This is a genomic window from Clavibacter phaseoli (assembly GCF_021922925.1).
Lineage (GTDB): Bacteria > Actinomycetota > Actinomycetes > Actinomycetales > Microbacteriaceae > Clavibacter > Clavibacter phaseoli.
Genome location: NZ_CP040786.1, coordinates 2,376,253 through 2,394,326 on the forward strand (window position 1 = coordinate 2,376,253; position 18,074 = coordinate 2,394,326).

Here is an 18,074-nt window from a genome sequence, read left to right on the forward strand (position 1 = left end):
GGTGGGATCCCGGTCCGTCGATCCGACCGGCCTGTCGCGGGGGCCGGTCGGGCGTGCGCGTCGGCCGTCGGGTCGGACGCGCGCACGGGTCTAGTCGGGCGGGTGTCCCGCCTCCGCGCGGATCCAGGACCGCATCGCGTCCATGCTCCGCTCGCCCACCTCGTGGAGGTCCGGCAGCATCGCCCGGGCGCGGGCGTGGTCGGCGGCGCGGATCGCCCGCTCGAGCTGCCCGGCGACGTCGCTGAGGCGGAGGGCGCCGACCATCGCGGCCGAGCTCTTCACGCTCAGGACCGCGTCGAGCGCGGCGGGACGGTCGCCGGCGCGGACGGCCGCGTCGAGGCGCTCCCAGCGGGTCGGCCACAGGTCGACGAAGAAGCGCAGGAAGTCGACGCAGGCGTGCTGCCCCGCGGTGAGGGCGCCCGGGCAGCGCGGCTCCGGCTCCGACTCCGACGGGGACGTGGTGGGGGCGCCGGCCGGACGGGGGGATCCGGCCGGCGCCTGCCCGCGACCCGGTGCGGGGGCACCGCGGGTCGCGAGGCGGTCATCCGGTCGGGGGGAACCGGACGACGGGGTCCCGCGGCGCGGCTCGGGGTGGCCGCGCGGCGGGGTCACGCGCCCCGGCGCGGGAACGCCGGGGGGCGGAGCGGGGATGCCCGTCGGGGGGACGACGGACAGTCGGGCGGGGCCGGGCTCGTCCGACAGCTCGCCCAGCAGCTGCTCCAGGACGCGGACGTCGAGGAGCGGGGGGAGCTGCGGGACACGGGCGGCATGGGCGCTCACGCCCGGCCGCCGACGAGACGATCCGAAGGACCGGGGAGGTCGCCGTCGGGTACCGGCCGCGCATCCGTGGACCCCGTACGGCACCACGTGCGCGCGGCTCGGGTGCCGCTCGCCTGGTGGTCGTGGGGGGTCATCCGGTCCTTCGATCGCTCGTGTCGGACGGGCTGGCCCCGTCGTCATCCGAGCGTGTCACCGCCGCATGCGGGATCGGATCAAGGTGGGGACAAGATCAGCTCAAGTCGGGCGCGATGTGGCAGGCCCGACGCGCAGCGGGAGGCGCACGCGCATCGTCGTGCCCGCGCCCAGGGCGCTCTCCACCTCGATGGACCCGTCGTGCGCGTCCACGATGGAGCGGGTGATGCTGAGGCCGAGCCCCACGCCCGCGACCGTGCTCGCGCGGGCGGTGCTGGTGCGGAAGAAGCGCGTGAACAGCTGCGCGGTGTCCTCCGCCGACATGCCCACGCCGTCGTCGCTGACGCAGAGGCGCAGGTGGTCGCCGTCGACGCCCACCTCGGTGGTGACCGTGCCGCCCTCGGGCGTGTACTTCACGGCGTTGCTGAGCAGGTTGTCGAGCACCTGGCCGATGCGCACGGCGTCGACCTCGGCGACCAGCTCCTCGTACTCCGGCTCGACCAGCGTGACGCCGTTCGCCTTCGCGTGGGGGCGGATCACGTCGAGCGCGTTCTCGACGATCTCGCCGACGTCGACGAGGTTGCGGTTGACGGCGAGGCGGTGCTGCGCCGCCGTGAGGAGGTCGCCGATGAGGCCGAGGAGGCGCTGCGCGTTGCGCTCGACGATCGCGAGGCGAGCGGCCGTGATCCGGTCGTCGATGTCGTCCTCCACGAGGTCGTCGGCGATGAGCTCGACGTAGCCGAGGATCGAGGTCAGCGGCGTCTTCAGCTCGTGGGAGACGCTCGCCACGAACTCCTCGCGCTCGGTGACCGCGAGCGCGAGCGCCGTGACGTCGGTGCTGACGACGACCGTGCCGAACATGCGCCCGGACGCGTCGACGAGCGGGGACAGCGAGGCGAGCACGGCCTTCTGCGCGCCGCCGTCGCCGACCCAGTAGACCTCCCGCCCCACCACCTCGCCCGCGCGGGCCCGCGCGACGAGCTGGCGCTCGGTCGGGACGGCGGTGGTGCGGTCCTCCTCGTAGACGTGGATGCCGAGCATGGGGTCGTCGACGTCGGCCGGGCCGGCGAGCGCCATGAGCTCCTGCGCGGCGCGGTTGCGCAGCATGATCCGGCCCGTCGCGTCGAGGACCACCACCGTGTCGTCGATCGCGTCCAGCACGCCGTCGATGATCGAGTTGCGCTCCTGCAGGTCGACGAGCGTGCCCGTCAGCTCGAGCTGCATCTCCTCCAGGCGCGCGTGCTGCCGGAACAGCTGCTGCGCGAGCAGGTTCACGGCGACGGCCACGAGGAGCATGACGACGGGGAGCACGACGAGGTGCGACCAGCCGACCGTGCCCTCCGGCATCGTCCCCGTGCGGAGGTACGGGAGCGCGAGCACGGATCCCGTGCCGAGGGCGCCGAGCCAGAGCACGTGCAGCTTGAACGCGTAGGCGAGCCAGACGACGGGGAAGACGAGGAGGACCGCGGTCGACGGCACGTCCTCGGAGATCGCGTCGTGGCAGAGGGCGAGCGCCGCGAAGTCGAGCATGGGCAGCACGGCGACCCAGTCGGAGTCGATGCGGTCCCAGGGGATGACGGCCGCGGCGATCGTGACCAGGGCGGCGATGACGGTCCCCGCGACGAACCCGGGCTGCGCGACGGCGTCGAGGTCGCCCGTGCCCGCGACGATGCCGACCACGGCGAGGCTCAGGATGAAGGGCAGCTGCGCGTGCAGCGGCTTCGAGAGCGTCATGCTGCGGAGCACGGCCTGGGCGCGGGATCCCGGTCCGCGCCGCACGTCGGAGGGCTCGATCTCGCCCACGTGACCCCCCGGATGCGGACACCCCGTGCCGCTCATCGATACTAGCGACGAGTGGACGGTCCGCCCCGGGTCGGCGTACCCCGTGCTATGGCCCGCGTACGATTCCCGGATGGCCGACCTCCCGCACGAGCACCGCGTGGAGATCGCGTTCCTCGTCGCCTCGCCCGTGCACCGGCTGGAGGGACGCCCGTCCGACGGCCCGCGCGACGAGCCGGGCGAGCCGCCGTCGCGGGCGTCCGTGCGCGTGCGCGCCGGCCTCGGGATCGTCGGCGACCGCTACTTCGGGCAGCGCGCGCACCGCACGGCCGCCGTCACGGTGATGGCCGTCGAGTCGGTGGAGCGCGTGGCGCGCGAGCTCGGCGTGGAGCCGGGGCTGGATCCCGTCGACACGCGCCGGAACGTGCTGCTGCGCGGCGCGGACGTGGATCGGCTGCGCGGCATGCGCTTCAGCATCGACTCGGGCGACGGGCCGGTCGAGTTCCAGGGGCACCGGCCGGCGAACCCGTGCGCGTGGATGGACGTGATGCTCGCGCCCGGCGCCTTCCGCGCGCTCCGCGGCCGCGGCGGGGTCCGCTGCGAGCCGCTCGGCGACGGGATCCTCACGGTCGGGCCGGCCGTGCTCCGCACCGAGCGGCCGCTCGTCGACGGGGACGGGGACAGGGACGGGGCGCGCCTGTTCTGACGCGCCCCGCCGCGGATCCGACGTCCCGGGTCAGTGGACGGGCGTGCCGCCGGTGACCGCGATCGTCTCGCCGCTCGTGAAGCTCGACTCCTGGCTCGCGAGGAACACGTAGGTCGCCGCGATCTCCGCGGGCTGGCCGGGGCGGCCGTAGACCGACTGGGATCCGAACTCCTCCACGTCCGACGCCGACTGGCCGACGGGCTGCAGCACGGTCCAGAACGGGCCGGGCGCGACCGAGTTGACGCGGATCCCCTTCGGCGCGAGCTGCTGCGCGAGCCCCTGCGTGAAGTTGCGGATCGCGCCCTTGGAGACGGCGTAGTCGATCTTGTCCGGGCTGGGCTGGTACGCCTGCGAGGAGCTCGTCGTGATGATGCTGCCGCCCTTCGGGAGGTGCGGGATCACGGCCTTGCTCAGCCAGAACAGCGAGTAGACGTTGGTCTTCATCGTGCGGTCGAGCTGCTCGGAGTCGAGGTCGAGGATGTCGTCCTCGTTGCGCTGGTAGCCGGCCACCATCACGAGGCAGTCGAGCCCGCCGAGCGCCGCGACGGACGCCTGCACGATGTCCTGGCAGGCGGTCTCGTCGGAGATGTCGCCGGGGACGAGCGCGGCGGTGCGGCCGTCGGCCTCGATGGTGGACGCGGTGTCGCGCGCGTCCTCGAGCTCCTCGTCGAGGAAGTTGAGCGCGATGTCGGCGCCCTCGCGCGCGAACGCGATGGCGACGGCCTTGCCGATGCCGGAGTCGGCGCCCGTGATGAGCACCCTGCGGCCCTTCAGGCGGCCGAAGCCGACGTAGCTGTCCTGGCCGTGGTCGGGCGTCGGCTCGAACTTCAGCTCATCACCCGGGCCGGTCTGCTCCTGCTGCGGGAACGGCGGGGACGGGTACTGCGCGATCGGGTCCTGGATCTCGTACTGGTTGCCGCCGTTGCGGATCTCGCTCATGCGATGCGCCTTCCTGGGTCGGTCGTGGGGTCTCCTCCAGCCTGGCCCGGCGGGCGCGCGGCGTCCGAGGCGCGGCTCCTACGATCGGGGCATGACGACGCCCGACGCCGACCTCCCGCCCGTCGAGCTCGCGTTCCCGGGGCCGCTGCGCGACCGGCTCGTCGCGGCCATCGCGTCCGGCGCGAAGACCTCCACCAGCTCGCTGCTCGTCGGGTACGCGGTCGACGACGAGGAGCTGCCGGTCGTCGGATCCCGCGGCGCCGTCATCGACTCCGCCGGGCGCCCGGTGCTCGTGGTCGAGACGACGGCCGTGGAGGTCGCGCGCCTCGCGGACGTGCCGCTCGCGCACGCCGTGGACGAGGGCGAGGGGTTCGCGACGGTCGCGGAGTGGCGCGCCGGGCACGAGGCCTTCTGGACCTCGCCCGAGGTCGTGGCGGAGCTGCCCGCCGGCTTCGCGCTCGACGACGACACCGAGGTCGTGCTCGAGCGGTTCCGGGTGGTGGACGGCCGCGCCTAGGGTCGGGTGATGCGTCCCCTCCTCTCCGCCGCCCTCGTGACCGCCGCCCTCGTCGCCCTCTCGGGCTGCGCGTCGGCGGCTCCGCGGGCCGGGTCCGCGGCGTCGGGAGGCGGTCCCGGCGCCGCCGCCGCGTCCGGCGTGCTGGCCTCCGACGCGAGGGCCGCCGTCACCCTGCCGCCCGTCGGCACGGGCTTCGACTACCAGCTCGGCGGCGCCTCGGCGGTGCCGGCCGGGGTCGGGATCGTCGTGCGCGACAGCACGGACGAGCCCGCCGCGGGCGCGTACGGCGTCTGCTACGTCAACGGCTTCCAGACCCAGCCGGGCGAGACCTGGCCCGACGACCTGCTGGTGCAGGGCGACGACGGCCCGCTGGTGGATCCGGACTGGGACGACGAGTTCGTCCTCGACACCTCGACCGCGCCCAAGCGCGCCGCGATCGCGGCCCGGCAGGCGGCCACGGTCGACCGCTGCGCCGACGCCGGCTTCCAGGCCGTCGAGTTCGACAACCTCGACTCGTGGAACAGGTCCGAGGGCGCCCTCGACGCGGACGACGCACTGGCCCTCGCGACCCTGCTCGTGGATCACGGGCACGGCCGGGGCCTGGCGGTCGCGCAGAAGAACACCACCGACATCGGCTCGCGCGGGCGCGACGAGGCCGGCTTCGACTTCGCGATCGCCGAGGAGTGCGACCGCTGGTCCGAGTGCGCCGACTACACCGCGGTCTACGGGCCGCACGTGCTCGACGTCGAGTACGCCGACGACCTGCTCGAGACGACCGAGGTGGCGTGCGCGCGGATCCTGGCGCTGGATCCCGCGCCCCGCGCCATCGTGCGCGACCGCGACCTGGTGCCCGCGAGCGGGGACGGGTACGCGTACGCGGCCTGCTGAGCGGGATCGCCCGCGTCGGCCGCGCGACCGGTGCCGGTGAGCGGCCTGCGTCGCCGCGCGGACAGGCGGTCGCCCCGGCGCCGGGTCGGCGTGACACCATGCGGCATGGACGACGAGCGGCGCGCCGAGATCGCGGAGCTGCGGCGCCGCGTGTTCGGACCGGGCCGCGACCCCGCGGACGCCGCGGCGCTCGCCCGGTTGCGCGAGCTCGAGGGGCGGGGTGAGGGCGAGGCGGGCTCAGCGGCGATGCCCGGGCCGGCGCCCGACTCCGCGCGGGACCGCGCAGCGCCCATCCCGGATCGCGCCGCGTCCCCCGCGCTCGGCGACCCGCCGCGCGCAAACCGGCGCCCGCGCCCCCGCCAGCGGATCGCGCTGCTATGGGCCGGCTCCCTGGTCGCGGTCGCGGTGGCCTCCGCGGGGATCACCGCCTGGTCCCTCGACGCCGACCGCGGCACGCTCGCGGTCCTCGCCCTCGACCTGCTGCCGGCGCCCGACAACGCGACCTACCTCTCGGTCGACACGGGATCCGTGGTCCCGGGCACCGCCGTCGCCGACTTCCACGGGCTCACGGTGGCGCGGGTGCCCGCGGCCGGGTCCGACGCGCCGCCGGCCACGTCCGCCCCCTCCGCCTGGTCGGTCCCCGCGCCCGGCGTGCCCTCCGGCGCGTGCCTCACCGTGGGCGCCTCGAACCCGGACGGGTCGGTGGACGGGCCCACCGAGTGCGGCGCCGGATCCGTGTTCGCGCGCGTCCTCGTGGTCGTGGCGTCCGAATCGCCGCAGGAGCTGCGGGACGCGTACCCGCTCGGCACGACGCTCGTGTTCGAGGACGAGGGCGGACCCGTCCGGGTGCGCCTCGCCGACGGCTGACGCTCCCTCCCCACCCGCGCCCGGACGCCGACGTCCCGAGCGCGACGGCCGGCGTGCGCGGACCCGGCCGGATCGGCTAGGTTGTCATCCGTTCGGGGAGCGCACCTATCGGGGTGCCTCGTCTGGTTCGATTTCCGGAGCTCTCCACCACTCGCGTCACGCGGCATCCGCTGCCCGTCCACCGCGCCTCCCCTAGGCTCGACGACCATGCCGTCCTCCTCTTCCGTGCGCCGCGCCCTCATCCTGGGCGGCACGGGCGCGATCGGCGGCGCGACGGCCGGGCGCCTGGCGCGCGACGGCTGGTCGGTCGACGTGACCGGCCGCGACCCGCGCATCATGCCCGGCGAGCTCCGGGACCTCGGGGTCCGGTTCCACGCGCTCGACCGGTCCGACGCCTCCGGGATCGCACGCCTCGTCGGCGACGGCGTCGACCTCCTCGTCGACCTCGTCGCGTTCACCGCCGCCGACGTCGAGGCGCTCCTCCCGGCGATGCGGGCGAGCGGATCCGTCGTCGTCGCGTCCTCGCGCGCCGTGCACGTCGACGACGCGGGCCGGCACGTCAACGGCGACGAGCCGCCCCGGTTCCCCGTCCCGATCCCCGAGGACGGCCCGACGCTCGCGCCCGCCGCGCCCGGCACCGACCCCTTCACGCGCGAGGGCTACGCGCCCTCCAAGGTCGCCGTGGAGCGCGCGGCCCTCGACAGCGGGCTGCCGGTCACGGTGATCCGCCCCTCCAAGGTGCACGGCCGGTGGGCGCGGAACGCCCGCACGCGCGGCATCGTCGAGCGGATGCTCGCGGGCGAGGAGACGATCGAGCTCGCCGACCGCGGCGCGTCCGTCGACCACCTCACGGCGGCGGCGAACGCGGCGGCGCTCATCGCGTGGGTCGCCGACGTCCCGGGCGCGCGGATCCTCCACTCCGCCGACCCGGATCCCCTCACGGCCGCCGAGCTCGTCGCCGTGATCGCCGACGAGCTCGGCTGGGGCGGGCGCATCGTGCCGCTCGAGCCGGGCGTCGCGGGCGGCGCGCACCCGTGGGCGGCCGCGCACCCGATCGTCCTCGACACGCGCGCGTCCCTCGCGCTCGGCTACGCGCCCGTGGGCCCCGGCGCGGAGCTGCTGCGCGCCGAGGTCGCGTGGATCCGCGACGGATCAGCCACGGTACCGGGGATCATGGGCGGATGACCGCACCGCTGCGCATCGTCTCGCTCGTCTTCCCGCACGTGACCCAGCTCGACCTCACCGGCCCCCTGCAGGTGCTGTCCCGCCTGCCCGGCGCGGTGGTGGACCTCGCGTGGCACCGGGTCGAGCCGGTCCCGACCGACAGCGGCTTCGCGCTCCTGCCGACGACCTCGTTCGCCGACGCCCCGCAGGCCGACGCGCTCCTCGTGCCGGGCGGCCGCGGGGCGTTCGAGCTCATGGCGGATCCCGCGGCCCTGGCCTTCATCGAGCGCCAGGCGGCCGGCGCGCGGCACGTGCTCGGCGTCTGCACGGGGGCCTTCGCGCTCGGCGCCGCGGGCCTGCTCCGCGGGCGCCGCGCCACGACCCACTGGGCCTCGCATCCGCTGCTCGAGCGGCTGGGCGCGATCCCCGTGGCCGAGCGCGTCGTCCGCGACGGTCGCCTGATCACGGGCGGCGGCGTCACGAGCGGCATCGACGCGGCGCTCGTGCTCGCCGCGGAGATCGCGGGCGACGCCGAGGCCCGCGCGATCCAGCTCACCCTGGAGTACGACCCGCAGCCGCCGTTCGACGCGGGGCACCCGTCGCGCCCCGACGCGGATCCGACGCAGGTGGCGCGCGCCATGGACGACGCCCGGCGCAGCCGCGGGCCGCTGGTCGCGCGGGCGGCGGAGCGGCTCCACGACGGGCGCTGACCACCACGGCCGCCACGGCCCGGCGCGCCGCCCCTGGCCGTTCCCCGCCGCATCCGCCCCGATCCCGGTCGCGCGCGCCCGGACCTGGCAGGGTCGAGAGGTGCAGGTCCGCCGATCCGCGCAGATCCCCCGAGGAGAACCATGCCGCTGATCCGCTTCCTGTTCGTCGCCGTCCCCGTGATCCGCAAGTTCCTGCGCAGCCGCCAGGGCAAGGCCGCCATGGCCAAGGGCAAGGCCCAGCTCGCCAAGCGCTCGCAGAAGCGCGCCGCCCAGCGCGGGGCCGCCGGACGCCGCTGACCCGTCGCCGCGAGCGCGCCGGCCGTGAGCGCGCCGGCCGCGAAGGCCCCGGCGGCTAGGTCCCGGGCGCGAGCAGCGCCGCGATCACCAGCAGCACCGGGATCGACGCCACCGTCGTGATCAGCACGGTGTCGCGCGCGAGCACTACGCCGCGCTCGTAGCGCGACGCGAAGTTGAAGATGTTCTGCGCCGTCGGCAGTCCCGCGATGACGGTCGCCGCGAACGTCTGCGGCGCGTCCAGGTGGAACGCGAACCGGGCGAGCAGGAACGCGGCGAGCGGCATGACCACCGTCTTGATGACCGAGGCGACGATGATCTCGCCGCGGCCGGAACCGGGCGCGAGCGGCTTCCGCCCCACGAGCGACATGCCGAACGCCATCAGGACGATGGGGATCGCCGCGCCGCCGATCAGCCGGAACGGCTCGTAGACCGCGTCGGGCACCTGCAGCCCGGTGATCGCGATGACGATGCCGAGCATCGACGCGATGATCATGGGGTTCCGCAGCGGCTGCGTGAGGATCCCGACCACCGACGCGGACCCGCGGCTCGAGATGTCGAGGACCGTGAGCGTCGTCGGCGCGAGCACCAGCAGCTGGAGCAGCAGCACGGGCGCGACGAGCTGCGCGTCGCCGAGCACGTAGATCGCCACCGGCAGGCCGATGTTGTTCGCGTTGACGTAGCTGGCCGAGGCCGCGCCGATGGTCGTCTCCGCGACCGGCCGGCGGAAGAGGATCCGCGCCACGATCAGGTAGAGGATCGCCGCGACGGCCACCGCGCTCGCCGACGCCAGCAGGAACGACGAGAACACGACGTGCAGGTCGGCCTTCGCGAGCACCGTGAAGAGCAGCGCGGGCGTCGCGACGAAGAACGCGACCCGGTTGAGGGAGTGCTGAGCGCCCGGCCCCGCGATCCCGGAGCGGCCGACGCCGTAGCCCACGGCGATGATGAAGCCGATGATGGCGAAGCCGGTCAGAACCCCGATCATCCGACTCCCCTCGCGCGCGTCCTCCCACCCTACGGGCGGCGCGCGGGCACGGCCGACGCCCGCCGCACCGGCCGTTCAGCGCCGGGACACCGCCGCGTCACGCGATCCGCCTAGGTTCGGCCCCGTCGCGCCCGCGACCGACCCGCACCGCCGCCGCGCTCCTCCCGCGCCGCGCCCGCTCCGCCAGGAACCCATGCGCCTCCGCACCCGCCGCCGCCTGTCCGCCTCCGTCGCGCTCGCGCTGGCCCTCGGGATCGCCGGCGGATCCGCCCTCCCGGCGCTCGCCGCCTCCGGCACGGGCACCGGGACCGGCACCGGCACCGCCGACCGCCCGTACTACAGCAGCAAGACCCCCTACGCGCCGCGGGGCACCGCGGCCGACCTCGCGCCCGCGCCCGCCGGCTTCGCGCCCGTGTACACGGAGTCGGTGGCGCGCCACGGATCCCGCGCCCTGTCGAGCTTCAAGTACGACTCGCTCACCACGCAGGTGTGGGAGCGGGCGCGCTCCGAGGGCGCGCTCACGTCGCTCGGCGCGACGCTCGGCCCGGAGGTCGCGAAGCTCACCGCCGCGAACCGGAAGCTGGGCTACGGCAACCTCACCGGCCAGGGCGCCGACCAGCACCGCGGCATCGGCGCGCGCGTCGTGGAGCGGCTGCCGTCGCTCTTCGCGGGGATCGACGCGGGATCCGACACCGTCGCGCTCGAGAGCTCCGGCGAGGCGCGCGCCACGGCCTCGGGGAAGGCGTTCGCGGAGGGGCTGAGGACGGCGGATCCGCTCCTCGCCTCGCACCTGCCGAAGGACATCGCGAAGGACCCCGACACGCTCTACTTCCACAAGTCCGACGCGAACGCCGACTACCAGGCCTACGAGGACGGCCCCGCCGTGACGGCCGCCGTCGACGCGATCACCGACCAGCCGCGCAGCCACGAGGCCGCGCGCCACCTGCTCGAGCGCCTCTACACGCCGGCGTTCGTCGACCGCCTCGCCGCGGGCGACTACCACTTCGTCGACGGCGGCGACGGGAAGACCACGGTCGACGACGAGGTCGACGCCGCGATGATGCTCTACAACCTGTACATCATCGCGCCCGACATGACGGAGGAGGTCCAGGTCGACTTCGACCGGTACCTCGAAGGCGCCGACGCCGAGTGGTTCGCGTACCTGCTCGACGCCGAGGACTTCTACTCCAAGGGCCCGGCGTTCCAGGGCAGCGACATCACGTACCGGATGGCGACGCCCCTGCTCGACGACTTCCTCGACTCGATGGACGCGCGGCTCGCCGGGTCCTCCACGGCCGCGACCTTCCGCTTCGCGCACGCCGAGACGATCATCCCGTTCGCGGCGCTGATCGGCCTGCCGGGCTCGACGCAGCAGGTCACCCCCGAGCGGCCGTACTCCTACGCGACGAACGACTGGCGCGGCGAGACCGTCACGCCCATGGCCGCGAACGTGCAGTGGGACGTCTACCGGGACGCGAGGGGCCGCGCCATCGTGCGCATGCTCGACGACGAGGAGGCGATCCCGTTCCGCGCGGGCTGCACGCCCGTCGCGCCCGGCTCGCTGTTCTACGACGCGGGCGAGGTGCGCCGCTGCCTCACGGGGGCCGCCGCGGTGGATCCGGGCACGACCTCGCCCGGGGCGTCCGACCCCGCCGCGCTCCCGGGCTCGCCCGCCGAGCTGGCCGCCGCCGACGCCTCCGCGGCGCGGGGCGACACGCTCGCGGCGACGGGCATGTCCGCCGACGAGCTGCCGTTCCTGGCGGTCCTCGCGTTCGCGCTCGGCGCGGCGGGGATCACCGCGGTCGGCATGGTGCGGCGGCCGCGGCGCCACTGACGCGTCAGGCGCTCGGCGCGACCAGCCCGTCCATCACGTCGAAGAAGGCGCTCCAGCCCTGGATCGTCCGCTCGCGCTGCTCGGGCGTGAACTCGCCGGCGCGCTGCGTCATGGTCATGCGCGTGGCTCCGCCCGCGACCTCCTCGAGGTCGACCGTGAGCGGCTCGCCCGCGGGCTGGTCGGGCCGGTCGGTCATGGTCATCGCGATGCGCGACGGCCGGTCGAGCTCGACGTACTCCCCCGCCCAGTCGATGGCGTTCCCGTCGGGAAGGCGCATCACCGCGCTCCACGCGCCGCCGACCCGCACGTCCATGCGCAGGGTGTCGAGCGGCACGTCGACCGCGGCGGTGCCGAACCAGGCGGAGAAGTCGGCCGGCGTGGTCCACGCGTCGAAGACGCGCTCGCGCGGGGCCGAGAACGTGCGGGTGATGACGATGGGCTCGCTCACGGCGACCTCCGATGGTGTGCGACCGACGGGACCCGCAGCCGGCCGGCCGACGCGGGAGGGCCGCCGCCTCCGCGCGGAGACGGCGGCCCTCCCGCGATCCGACCAGCCGGGGCCGGCCGTGTCAACGGATCGTGCGGCGGTGGGATGCCCGGATCAGCTGCCGGATCCGTCCCGCGCGTCGCTCGACGGCACCGCGATCCGCGACGCGTCGTCGGCCGCATCCGGTCCGGTCGCCTCCGCGGGACGCGCACCGGCGCGGACGCCCGCGCGCTGCTCCGCCTCGAGCCGCTCGGCCTCCTCGCCGCCCACCGCCTCGCCGCGGGCGACGAGCCCGGCGACGTCCGACAGCGGGATCTGCTTGAGCACGAGCGAGAGCACGAACGCGATCGCGATGAACGGCACGAGGTACCAGAACACGGGCGCCAGCGCGTCGGCGTACGCGTCCACGATCCCGTCGCGCACCGCGTCCGGCAGCGCGTTCAGCGTCTGCGGGTCGATGCTGCTGGCCGAGGCCGCCGCGTCGCCCGGCGCCGCGCCCGCCCCGGCGAAGACGGTCGTGAGGTTCTCGGTGAGGCGCGTCGTGAACAGCGTGCCGAACACGGCCGTGCCGAGCGCGGCGCCCACCTCGCGGAAGTAGTTGTTCGTGCTGGTCGCGGTGCCGATCTGCGCGGCGGGCACCGCGTTCTGCACCACGAGCACCACCACCTGCATGATCAGGCCGAGCCCCAGCCCGAAGACGAACAGGAAGACGCAGATCAGCCAGACGGGGGTCTCGGCGGTGAGCGAGGTCATCAGCACGAGCGCGAGCATGGTGAGGAGCGTCCCGACGATGGGGAAGATCCGGTACCTGCCGGTGCGGCTGATGAGGATGCCCGACGTGATCGACATGCCGATGAGGCCGACCATCATCGGCAGGAGCAGGAGCCCCGAGACCGCGGCGGAGGTGCCGGTGGACATCTGCAGGAACGTCGGCACGAAGCCGATGGCCGCGAACATCCCGATGCCGAGCGCGAGGCCGATGGCGGTCGCGTTCACGAACACGGGGTTCCGGAAGAGGCTCAGCGGGATCACCGGGTCGTCCGCCCGCGACTCCGTGAACACGAACAGCGAGGCCGCGACCACGAGCCCGAGGCCCCAGGCCCAGGTGAGGAGCGAACCCCAGCCGTACGCCTTGTCGCCGCCGAAGTCGGTGAAGAAGATGAGGCACGTCGTGGCGATCGAGAGCAGCACGACGCCGGCCACGTCGATCCGCTTGGTCGCCTTCTTGCTCGGCAGCGTGAGCGTGATGAACGCCACCACGAACGCCGCGATCCCGATGGGGATGTTGATGTAGAACGCCCACTGCCAGGTGAGGTGGTCGACGAAGAACCCGCCGAGGAGCGGGCCGCCGACGGCCGAGAGGCCGAAGATGCCGCCGAGCGGGCCGAGGTACTTGCCGCGCTGGTTGGCCGGCACGATGTCCGCGATGATCGACTGCGACAGGATCATGAGCCCGCCCCCACCGAGGCCCTGCGCCGCGCGGAAGACCACGAACGACCAGAAGTCGCCCGCGAACGCGCAGCCGACGGAGGCGAGCGTGAAGATCGCGATGGCCGCGAGGAACAGGTTCCGTCGACCGAGCACGTCGCCGAACTTGCCGTAGATGGGCATGACGATCGTGGTGGCGAGCAGGTAGGCCGTGGTGATCCAGACCTGGTGGTCGACGCCGCCGAGCTCGCCGACGATGGTCGGCATCGCGGTGGAGACGATGGTCTGGTCGAGGCTGGACAGGAGCATGCCGGCGATGAGGGCCGAGAAGATGATCCAGATGCGCCGCTGCGTGAGCAGGAGGGGCGCGGGGGCGGTGGCGGTCATGGGGTCCGTTCGTGCTGGCGGGTGGTCACGGTGGTGGGGGGATGCGCGATCTCGCGGAGGGCGTCGAGGCGCCGCCGCAGGATGAGCTCGATGGGGTCGGCGTTGCCGGGGACGAGGAACTCGCGCGCGCTCGCCCGGCCGAGGGCGCCCATGGTCTGGACGACGACGGCCGCGCGGAGGTCGCCGGCCGGCAGCCCCTCGCGGCGCTCGACGAGGAGCACGTCCTTCGCCTCGTCCTCGATGGCCGCCTCGAGGGCGCGCACGAGGAGGCCGGGCTCGCGCCGGAAGGCCGCGTGCATGTCCTGCATGGAGGTGCCGTCGGTGTCGAGGCGGGCCCAGCGCTCGAGGCACAGCTCCGCGAGGTCGTCGAGGAGCGTCGGCGAGAGCGCCGGATCCCGCGGGTCGCCGGCCGCGACGAACGCGTCCTCGAGGTCCTGGGTGTCGACGCGGGCGGAGCGCCCGAAGAGCGCGTCCTCCTTGGAGGCGAAGTAGTTGAAAAAGGTGCGGCGGGAGACGCCGGCCTGCTCGCAGACCTCCTCGACGGTGAAGCCGGCGAGCCCGTGCTCGGCGGTGAGGCGTCGGGCGAGCGTCGTGAGCTTCGCCGAGGTCTCCACCCGGCGACGCTCGCGAAGTCCCGTTGCACTCATCGTCATGGAGTGCATGTTTGCACCATCGGGCACTCAGTGCAAGTGCGGCGCCCCTGCCCGGGTCAGATGCGGAAGCCCTCCGGCCAGCCGTGCGCCTCGAGGTACGCCCGCACGCGCTCGATGTCCTCGTCCGACGGCATCTCGGAGGTGACGCCCGCGATGGCGGAGGCGACGTCGAGCCGGCTGGCCGGCAGCCCTCCCTCGGACGCGAGCCGGGCGCTCACCTCCTGCACCTCCTCGTCGCTGAGGCGGCGCCGGAGCAGCGCGAGCAGCGGCACGAAGTCCTGCTCGGGGAGACCGGCGGGGTAGCCCGCGCGCAGCCACGTGACGATGCGGGAGACGAGGCCCGTGCGCTCGGTCGCGCGCGCGTCGGCGGCGTCGGGCGCGTGCAGGTCGTCGGGGGATCCGAGCGGCCAGCCCGCCGCCGCCAGCCGGGCCGAGACGCGCACCAGGTCGTCGGGCATCGCGGGGCCGAGCAGCAGCTCCTCGACGCGCTCGCGGAGCCGGCTCCGGCTGACCTCCTCGCCCGCCGCGTGCGCCTGGACCGCGTCGTCGACGAGCTGGTCGACCACCTGCTCGAGCTCCTCGGGGGTGAGGCTGCGGCGCAGGATCCCGAGCAGCGGCACGTAGTCCTGGTCCGGCACGCCGGACGGGTAGCCCGCCCGCAGCCAGCCGACGACGCGCTGGACGATGCCGCGGTCGGGGCGGGCGGGGACGACGACTCCGGTCGTTCCGTCGCCGGGCACGCCGTCCTCGGGTGCGCTGCCGGTCACGGTCAGGCCTTCGAGGTGAAGGTCGGGATGACGTGCTCGAAGCTCACGGTCTGGCCGAGGCCCGTCGCGATGATGAGCGTGAGCCCGGCGACCACGGCGAGGACCACGACCGCGAAGCAGAGGACGCCGGCCGCCTGCAGGACGACGGGCGGCGTGCGGGGCGAGCTGTCGGATCCGGCGACGCGGCCGCTGGTGTCGGGGCTGGCGAGCGCGAAGGACCGCACCCCGAGGGCGAAGAGGGCGGGCAGGCCCGCGCCGAGGACGAGGGCGACGAGGGCGACCTGGCCGACCGCGGAGAGGAAGAGGGGGAGCATGGCGGGATCCTTCAGGCGTCGGCGGGCTGGGGGGCGGGGCGGGCGGCCTTCTCGTCGGACCACTCGTCGTTCACGTTGTGCGCGCCGACGTCGTCCTTGCGCGAGCGGACGTAGACGGTGATCGCGACGGCGACGAGCACGAGCGTCATGGCGATGCCGCCCGCCGCCCCGCCGATGAGGTGGCCGAGCCACCACATGACCGCGCCGACCAGGGCCGCCGCCGGGAGGGTGATGATCCACGCGACGACCATGCGCAGCGCCACGCGCCAGCGCACCTGCGCGCCGGGCCGGCCGACGCCGGAGCCGAGGATGGATCCGGTGGCCACGTGCGTGGTGGAGAGCGCGAAGCCGAGGTGGCTGGAGGCGAGGATGACCGCGGCCGACGAGCTCTCGGCGGCCATGCCCTGGTGCGTGTCGATCTCGACGAGGCCCTTGCCGACCGTGCGGATGATGCGCCAGCCGCCGATGTAGGTGCCGAGCGAGATGGCGAGCGCGCAGCTGATCTTGACCCAGAACGGCACCGACTCCGTGTCCGTCCAGCCGCCCGCCGCGATGAGCGCGAGCGTGATGACGCCCATGGTCTTCTGCGCGTCGTTCGTGCCGTGCGCGAGCGAGACCAGCGAGGCGCTGCCGATCTGGCCGATGCGGAACGTGCGGTCGAGCCCGCGCCCGGCGAGGTTGCCGATGATCCGGAACACCAGCCAGGTGCCGACGGCGGCCACCGCCCCGGCGAGGATCGGCGACATGAGCGCCGGCAGGATCACCTTGCCCACGACGCCGTCGAGCTTGGATCCGTCGCCCGCCCAGTTCACGCCGTTCACCCCGAGACCCGCGAGCGTCGAGCCGATGAGGCCGCCGAACAGCGCGTGCGAGGAGCTCGACGGGAGGCCGAGCAGCCAGGTGAGCAGGTTCCAGACGATGCCGCCGATGAGGCCGGCGAGCACGATCAGCAGCAGCGCGGATCCGCCGCCCTGCAGCAGCGCCGGGTCGGGGGCGCCGGACTTGTCCTGGATCTTCACGACCGCGTTCGTGACCGTGAGCGCGACCTCGATGCTGAGGAACGCGCCGACCAGGTTGAGCACGGCGGAGAGCGTGACGGCGACCTTCGGCTTCAGCGCGCCGGTGGCGATGGAGGTCGCCATGGCGTTCGCGGTGTCATGGAAGCCGTTGGTGAAGTCGAAGGCGAGCGCCGTGATGACGACGAGCACGAGGAGAATGAAGGGATCCACGGCGATGAGCATGCGCCCTGCTCGCGGGTCCCCTCTACGGGGGACCGGCGGGTTCACCCGCTGTTCACCCGCGCCCGTGGAGGATGGGGGCCGCGGGCGACGCGGCCCGCCCGACCCCGAGGACCCGGATGATCACCGAGCTGCACGCCTCCTCCGACCTCTCCCCCGCCGATCGGGCCGCCACCGCCGCGCTCGGCGACCTGGCCTTCGCGCTCCCGCCGGACGACCCCGCGAGCCGCATGACCTGGTCCGACGCCGACGAGACCGTGATCGCGCGCGGCCCCGACGGCGGCGTGGCCGCCATGGTCGTGGTCGTGCACCGCGACGGCCTGCTCGACGGTCGGCCCGTCCGGCTCGCCGGGATCGGCGGCGTCGCGAGCCACCCGTCGGTGCGCGGGCGGGGCTACGGTCGCGCGGCGCTCGACCGGGCCATCGCGGCCGTCGACGCGCACGACCCCGACCTCACGCAGCTGATCTGCGCGCCGCGCATGGACGGCTACTACGCCCAGGTCGGCTTCCGGCCGTTCGCCGGCACGACGTGGATGCGGCAGGGCGGCGCGCGGGTCGTGCTCGACTACCAGCCGACGCGGATCCGCCCCGGCCGCCTGCCCGCGCCCGTCGACGGCGAGCTCGACCTGTGCGGCGCGCCGTGGTGAGCGCGGATCCGCGCGTCACGCTGGTGCCGGTGGACCCGCACGCCGACGCGGACGACCTCCGCGCGTTCCTCACCTCGAACGCGTTCCCCTTCCACATGCGCCCCCGGCCGACCGCGGCCGACGTCGACGCCCGCATCGCGGACGGCGACTTCGCGGGGCCCGAGCACGAGGCGCTCTGGATCGACGCGGAGGGGCACGGCCGCGTTGGCCTCGTCGTGCTCGACGACCTCGAGGATCCGGGCGTGCTGTTCGACCTGCGCCTCGCCGAGGCGTCGCGCGCCCGGGGGCTCGGCGTGCCCGTGGTGCGCGCGCTGACCGCGCACGTCTTCGGCGCCCACACGCACGTCACCCGGCTCGAGGCGCAGACGCGCGACGACAACCGGGCGATGCGCCGGGTGCTCGTCCGCGCGGGCTTCGTGAAGGAGGCGCACTACCGCGACGGCTGGCCCGTCGCGGGCGCCGAGCCGCGTGCATCCGTCGGCTACGCGATCCTCCGCCGCGACCACGAGACGGGGACGACGACGCCCGTGCCGGACGACGACGAGGCGTAGCCCG

General features: G+C 74.6%; 20 protein-coding genes. 10 read left to right on the forward strand and 10 right to left on the reverse strand.

The window, feature by feature from the left end:
- Positions 1-90: 90 nt before the first annotated feature.
- On the reverse strand, positions 91-780 hold the full coding sequence (locus tag FGI33_RS11090) for an Hpt domain-containing protein (RefSeq protein ID WP_237581893.1): 690 nt from the start codon (positions 778-780) through the stop codon (positions 91-93).
- 234 nt (positions 781-1,014) lie between these two features.
- Complete coding sequence (locus FGI33_RS11095; protein WP_237581894.1) at positions 1,015-2,715, reverse strand: sensor histidine kinase; 1,701 nt, start codon at positions 2,713-2,715, stop codon at positions 1,015-1,017.
- A gap of 109 nt (positions 2,716-2,824) precedes the next feature.
- Here FGI33_RS11095 and FGI33_RS11100 point away from each other — a divergent pair, with 109 nt between their 5' ends.
- On the forward strand, positions 2,825-3,397 hold the full coding sequence (locus FGI33_RS11100; RefSeq protein WP_119435239.1) for an MOSC domain-containing protein: 573 nt from the start codon (positions 2,825-2,827) through the stop codon (positions 3,395-3,397).
- A 30-nt stretch (positions 3,398-3,427) separates the two neighbouring features.
- On the opposite strand, the gene FGI33_RS11105 is transcribed toward FGI33_RS11100, so the two are convergent.
- Positions 3,428-4,336 (reverse strand): SDR family oxidoreductase, encoded by a 909-nt coding sequence (locus FGI33_RS11105; RefSeq protein WP_119435240.1) that lies wholly within the window; start codon positions 4,334-4,336, stop codon positions 3,428-3,430.
- Positions 4,337-4,427: 91 nt separating this feature from the next.
- On the opposite strand from FGI33_RS11105, the gene FGI33_RS11110 reads away from it, so the two are divergent.
- The 6 genes from FGI33_RS11110 (at position 4,428) to FGI33_RS11135 (ending at position 8,779) form a co-directional block, all read left to right on the forward strand.
- Positions 4,428-4,853, forward strand: coding sequence for an ASCH domain-containing protein (locus FGI33_RS11110; protein WP_119435241.1), 426 nt, complete (start codon positions 4,428-4,430; stop codon positions 4,851-4,853).
- A gap of 9 nt (positions 4,854-4,862) precedes the next feature.
- Positions 4,863-5,741: an endo alpha-1,4 polygalactosaminidase gene (locus FGI33_RS11115; protein WP_237581895.1), complete on the forward strand. Its 879-nt coding sequence runs from the start codon at positions 4,863-4,865 to the stop codon at positions 5,739-5,741.
- Between the two features lie 105 nt (positions 5,742-5,846).
- Positions 5,847-6,608, forward strand: coding sequence for a hypothetical protein (locus FGI33_RS11120; RefSeq protein ID WP_237581896.1), 762 nt, complete (start codon positions 5,847-5,849; stop codon positions 6,606-6,608).
- 207 nt (positions 6,609-6,815) lie between these two features.
- Positions 6,816-7,793 (forward strand): NAD-dependent epimerase/dehydratase family protein, encoded by a 978-nt coding sequence (locus FGI33_RS11125; protein WP_237581897.1) that lies wholly within the window; start codon positions 6,816-6,818, stop codon positions 7,791-7,793.
- Positions 7,790-8,482 carry a DJ-1/PfpI family protein gene (locus tag FGI33_RS11130; RefSeq protein WP_237581898.1) on the forward strand — a complete coding sequence of 231 codons (693 nt, stop codon included), beginning with the start codon at positions 7,790-7,792 and terminating at the stop codon, positions 8,480-8,482. The genes FGI33_RS11125 and FGI33_RS11130 overlap by 4 nt, the downstream gene beginning before the upstream one ends.
- A gap of 141 nt (positions 8,483-8,623) precedes the next feature.
- Positions 8,624-8,779: a hypothetical protein gene (locus tag FGI33_RS11135; protein WP_182623368.1), complete on the forward strand. Its 156-nt coding sequence runs from the start codon at positions 8,624-8,626 to the stop codon at positions 8,777-8,779.
- Positions 8,780-8,834: 55 nt separating this feature from the next.
- Here the strand turns inward: FGI33_RS11135 and FGI33_RS11140 are convergent, their stop codons facing one another.
- Positions 8,835-9,764 (reverse strand): AEC family transporter, encoded by a 930-nt coding sequence (locus FGI33_RS11140; protein WP_119403237.1) that lies wholly within the window; start codon positions 9,762-9,764, stop codon positions 8,835-8,837.
- Positions 9,765-9,957: 193 nt separating this feature from the next.
- On the opposite strand from FGI33_RS11140, the gene FGI33_RS11145 reads away from it, so the two are divergent.
- Positions 9,958-11,598, forward strand: coding sequence for a histidine-type phosphatase (locus FGI33_RS11145; RefSeq protein WP_237581899.1), 1,641 nt, complete (start codon positions 9,958-9,960; stop codon positions 11,596-11,598).
- A 4-nt stretch (positions 11,599-11,602) separates the two neighbouring features.
- Here the strand turns inward: FGI33_RS11145 and FGI33_RS11150 are convergent, their stop codons facing one another.
- The 6 genes from FGI33_RS11150 to FGI33_RS11175 form a co-directional block, all read right to left on the reverse strand.
- On the reverse strand, positions 11,603-12,046 hold the full coding sequence (locus tag FGI33_RS11150) for an SRPBCC family protein (protein WP_119434697.1): 444 nt from the start codon (positions 12,044-12,046) through the stop codon (positions 11,603-11,605).
- Positions 12,047-12,199: 153 nt separating this feature from the next.
- Positions 12,200-13,900, reverse strand: a complete 1,701-nt coding sequence (locus FGI33_RS11155) for an MDR family MFS transporter (protein WP_119434698.1) — start codon at positions 13,898-13,900, stop codon at positions 12,200-12,202.
- Positions 13,897-14,514 carry a TetR/AcrR family transcriptional regulator gene (locus tag FGI33_RS11160; RefSeq protein WP_237581900.1) on the reverse strand — a complete coding sequence of 206 codons (618 nt, stop codon included), beginning with the start codon at positions 14,512-14,514 and terminating at the stop codon, positions 13,897-13,899. The genes FGI33_RS11155 and FGI33_RS11160 overlap by 4 nt, the downstream gene beginning before the upstream one ends.
- 95 nt (positions 14,515-14,609) lie before the next feature.
- Positions 14,610-15,320, reverse strand: coding sequence for a DUF3349 domain-containing protein (locus tag FGI33_RS11165; RefSeq protein WP_119434700.1), 711 nt, complete (start codon positions 15,318-15,320; stop codon positions 14,610-14,612).
- A 2-nt stretch (positions 15,321-15,322) separates the two neighbouring features.
- The gene (locus FGI33_RS11170; protein ID WP_119434701.1) at positions 15,323-15,634 is read right to left on the reverse strand and encodes a hypothetical protein; all 312 of its coding nucleotides are present in this window, start codon (positions 15,632-15,634) and stop codon (positions 15,323-15,325) included.
- A gap of 11 nt (positions 15,635-15,645) precedes the next feature.
- Positions 15,646-16,863, reverse strand: coding sequence for an inorganic phosphate transporter (locus FGI33_RS11175; protein WP_119434702.1), 1,218 nt, complete (start codon positions 16,861-16,863; stop codon positions 15,646-15,648).
- A gap of 128 nt (positions 16,864-16,991) precedes the next feature.
- On the opposite strand from FGI33_RS11175, the gene FGI33_RS11180 reads away from it, so the two are divergent.
- Both FGI33_RS11180 and FGI33_RS11185 read left to right on the forward strand, forming a co-directional pair.
- Positions 16,992-17,519, forward strand: coding sequence for a GNAT family N-acetyltransferase (locus FGI33_RS11180; protein WP_237581901.1), 528 nt, complete (start codon positions 16,992-16,994; stop codon positions 17,517-17,519).
- The gene (locus FGI33_RS11185) at positions 17,516-18,070 is read left to right on the forward strand and encodes a GNAT family N-acetyltransferase (protein ID WP_119435468.1); all 555 of its coding nucleotides are present in this window, start codon (positions 17,516-17,518) and stop codon (positions 18,068-18,070) included. The genes FGI33_RS11180 and FGI33_RS11185 overlap by 4 nt, the downstream gene beginning before the upstream one ends.
- Positions 18,071-18,074 lie beyond the last annotated feature (4 nt).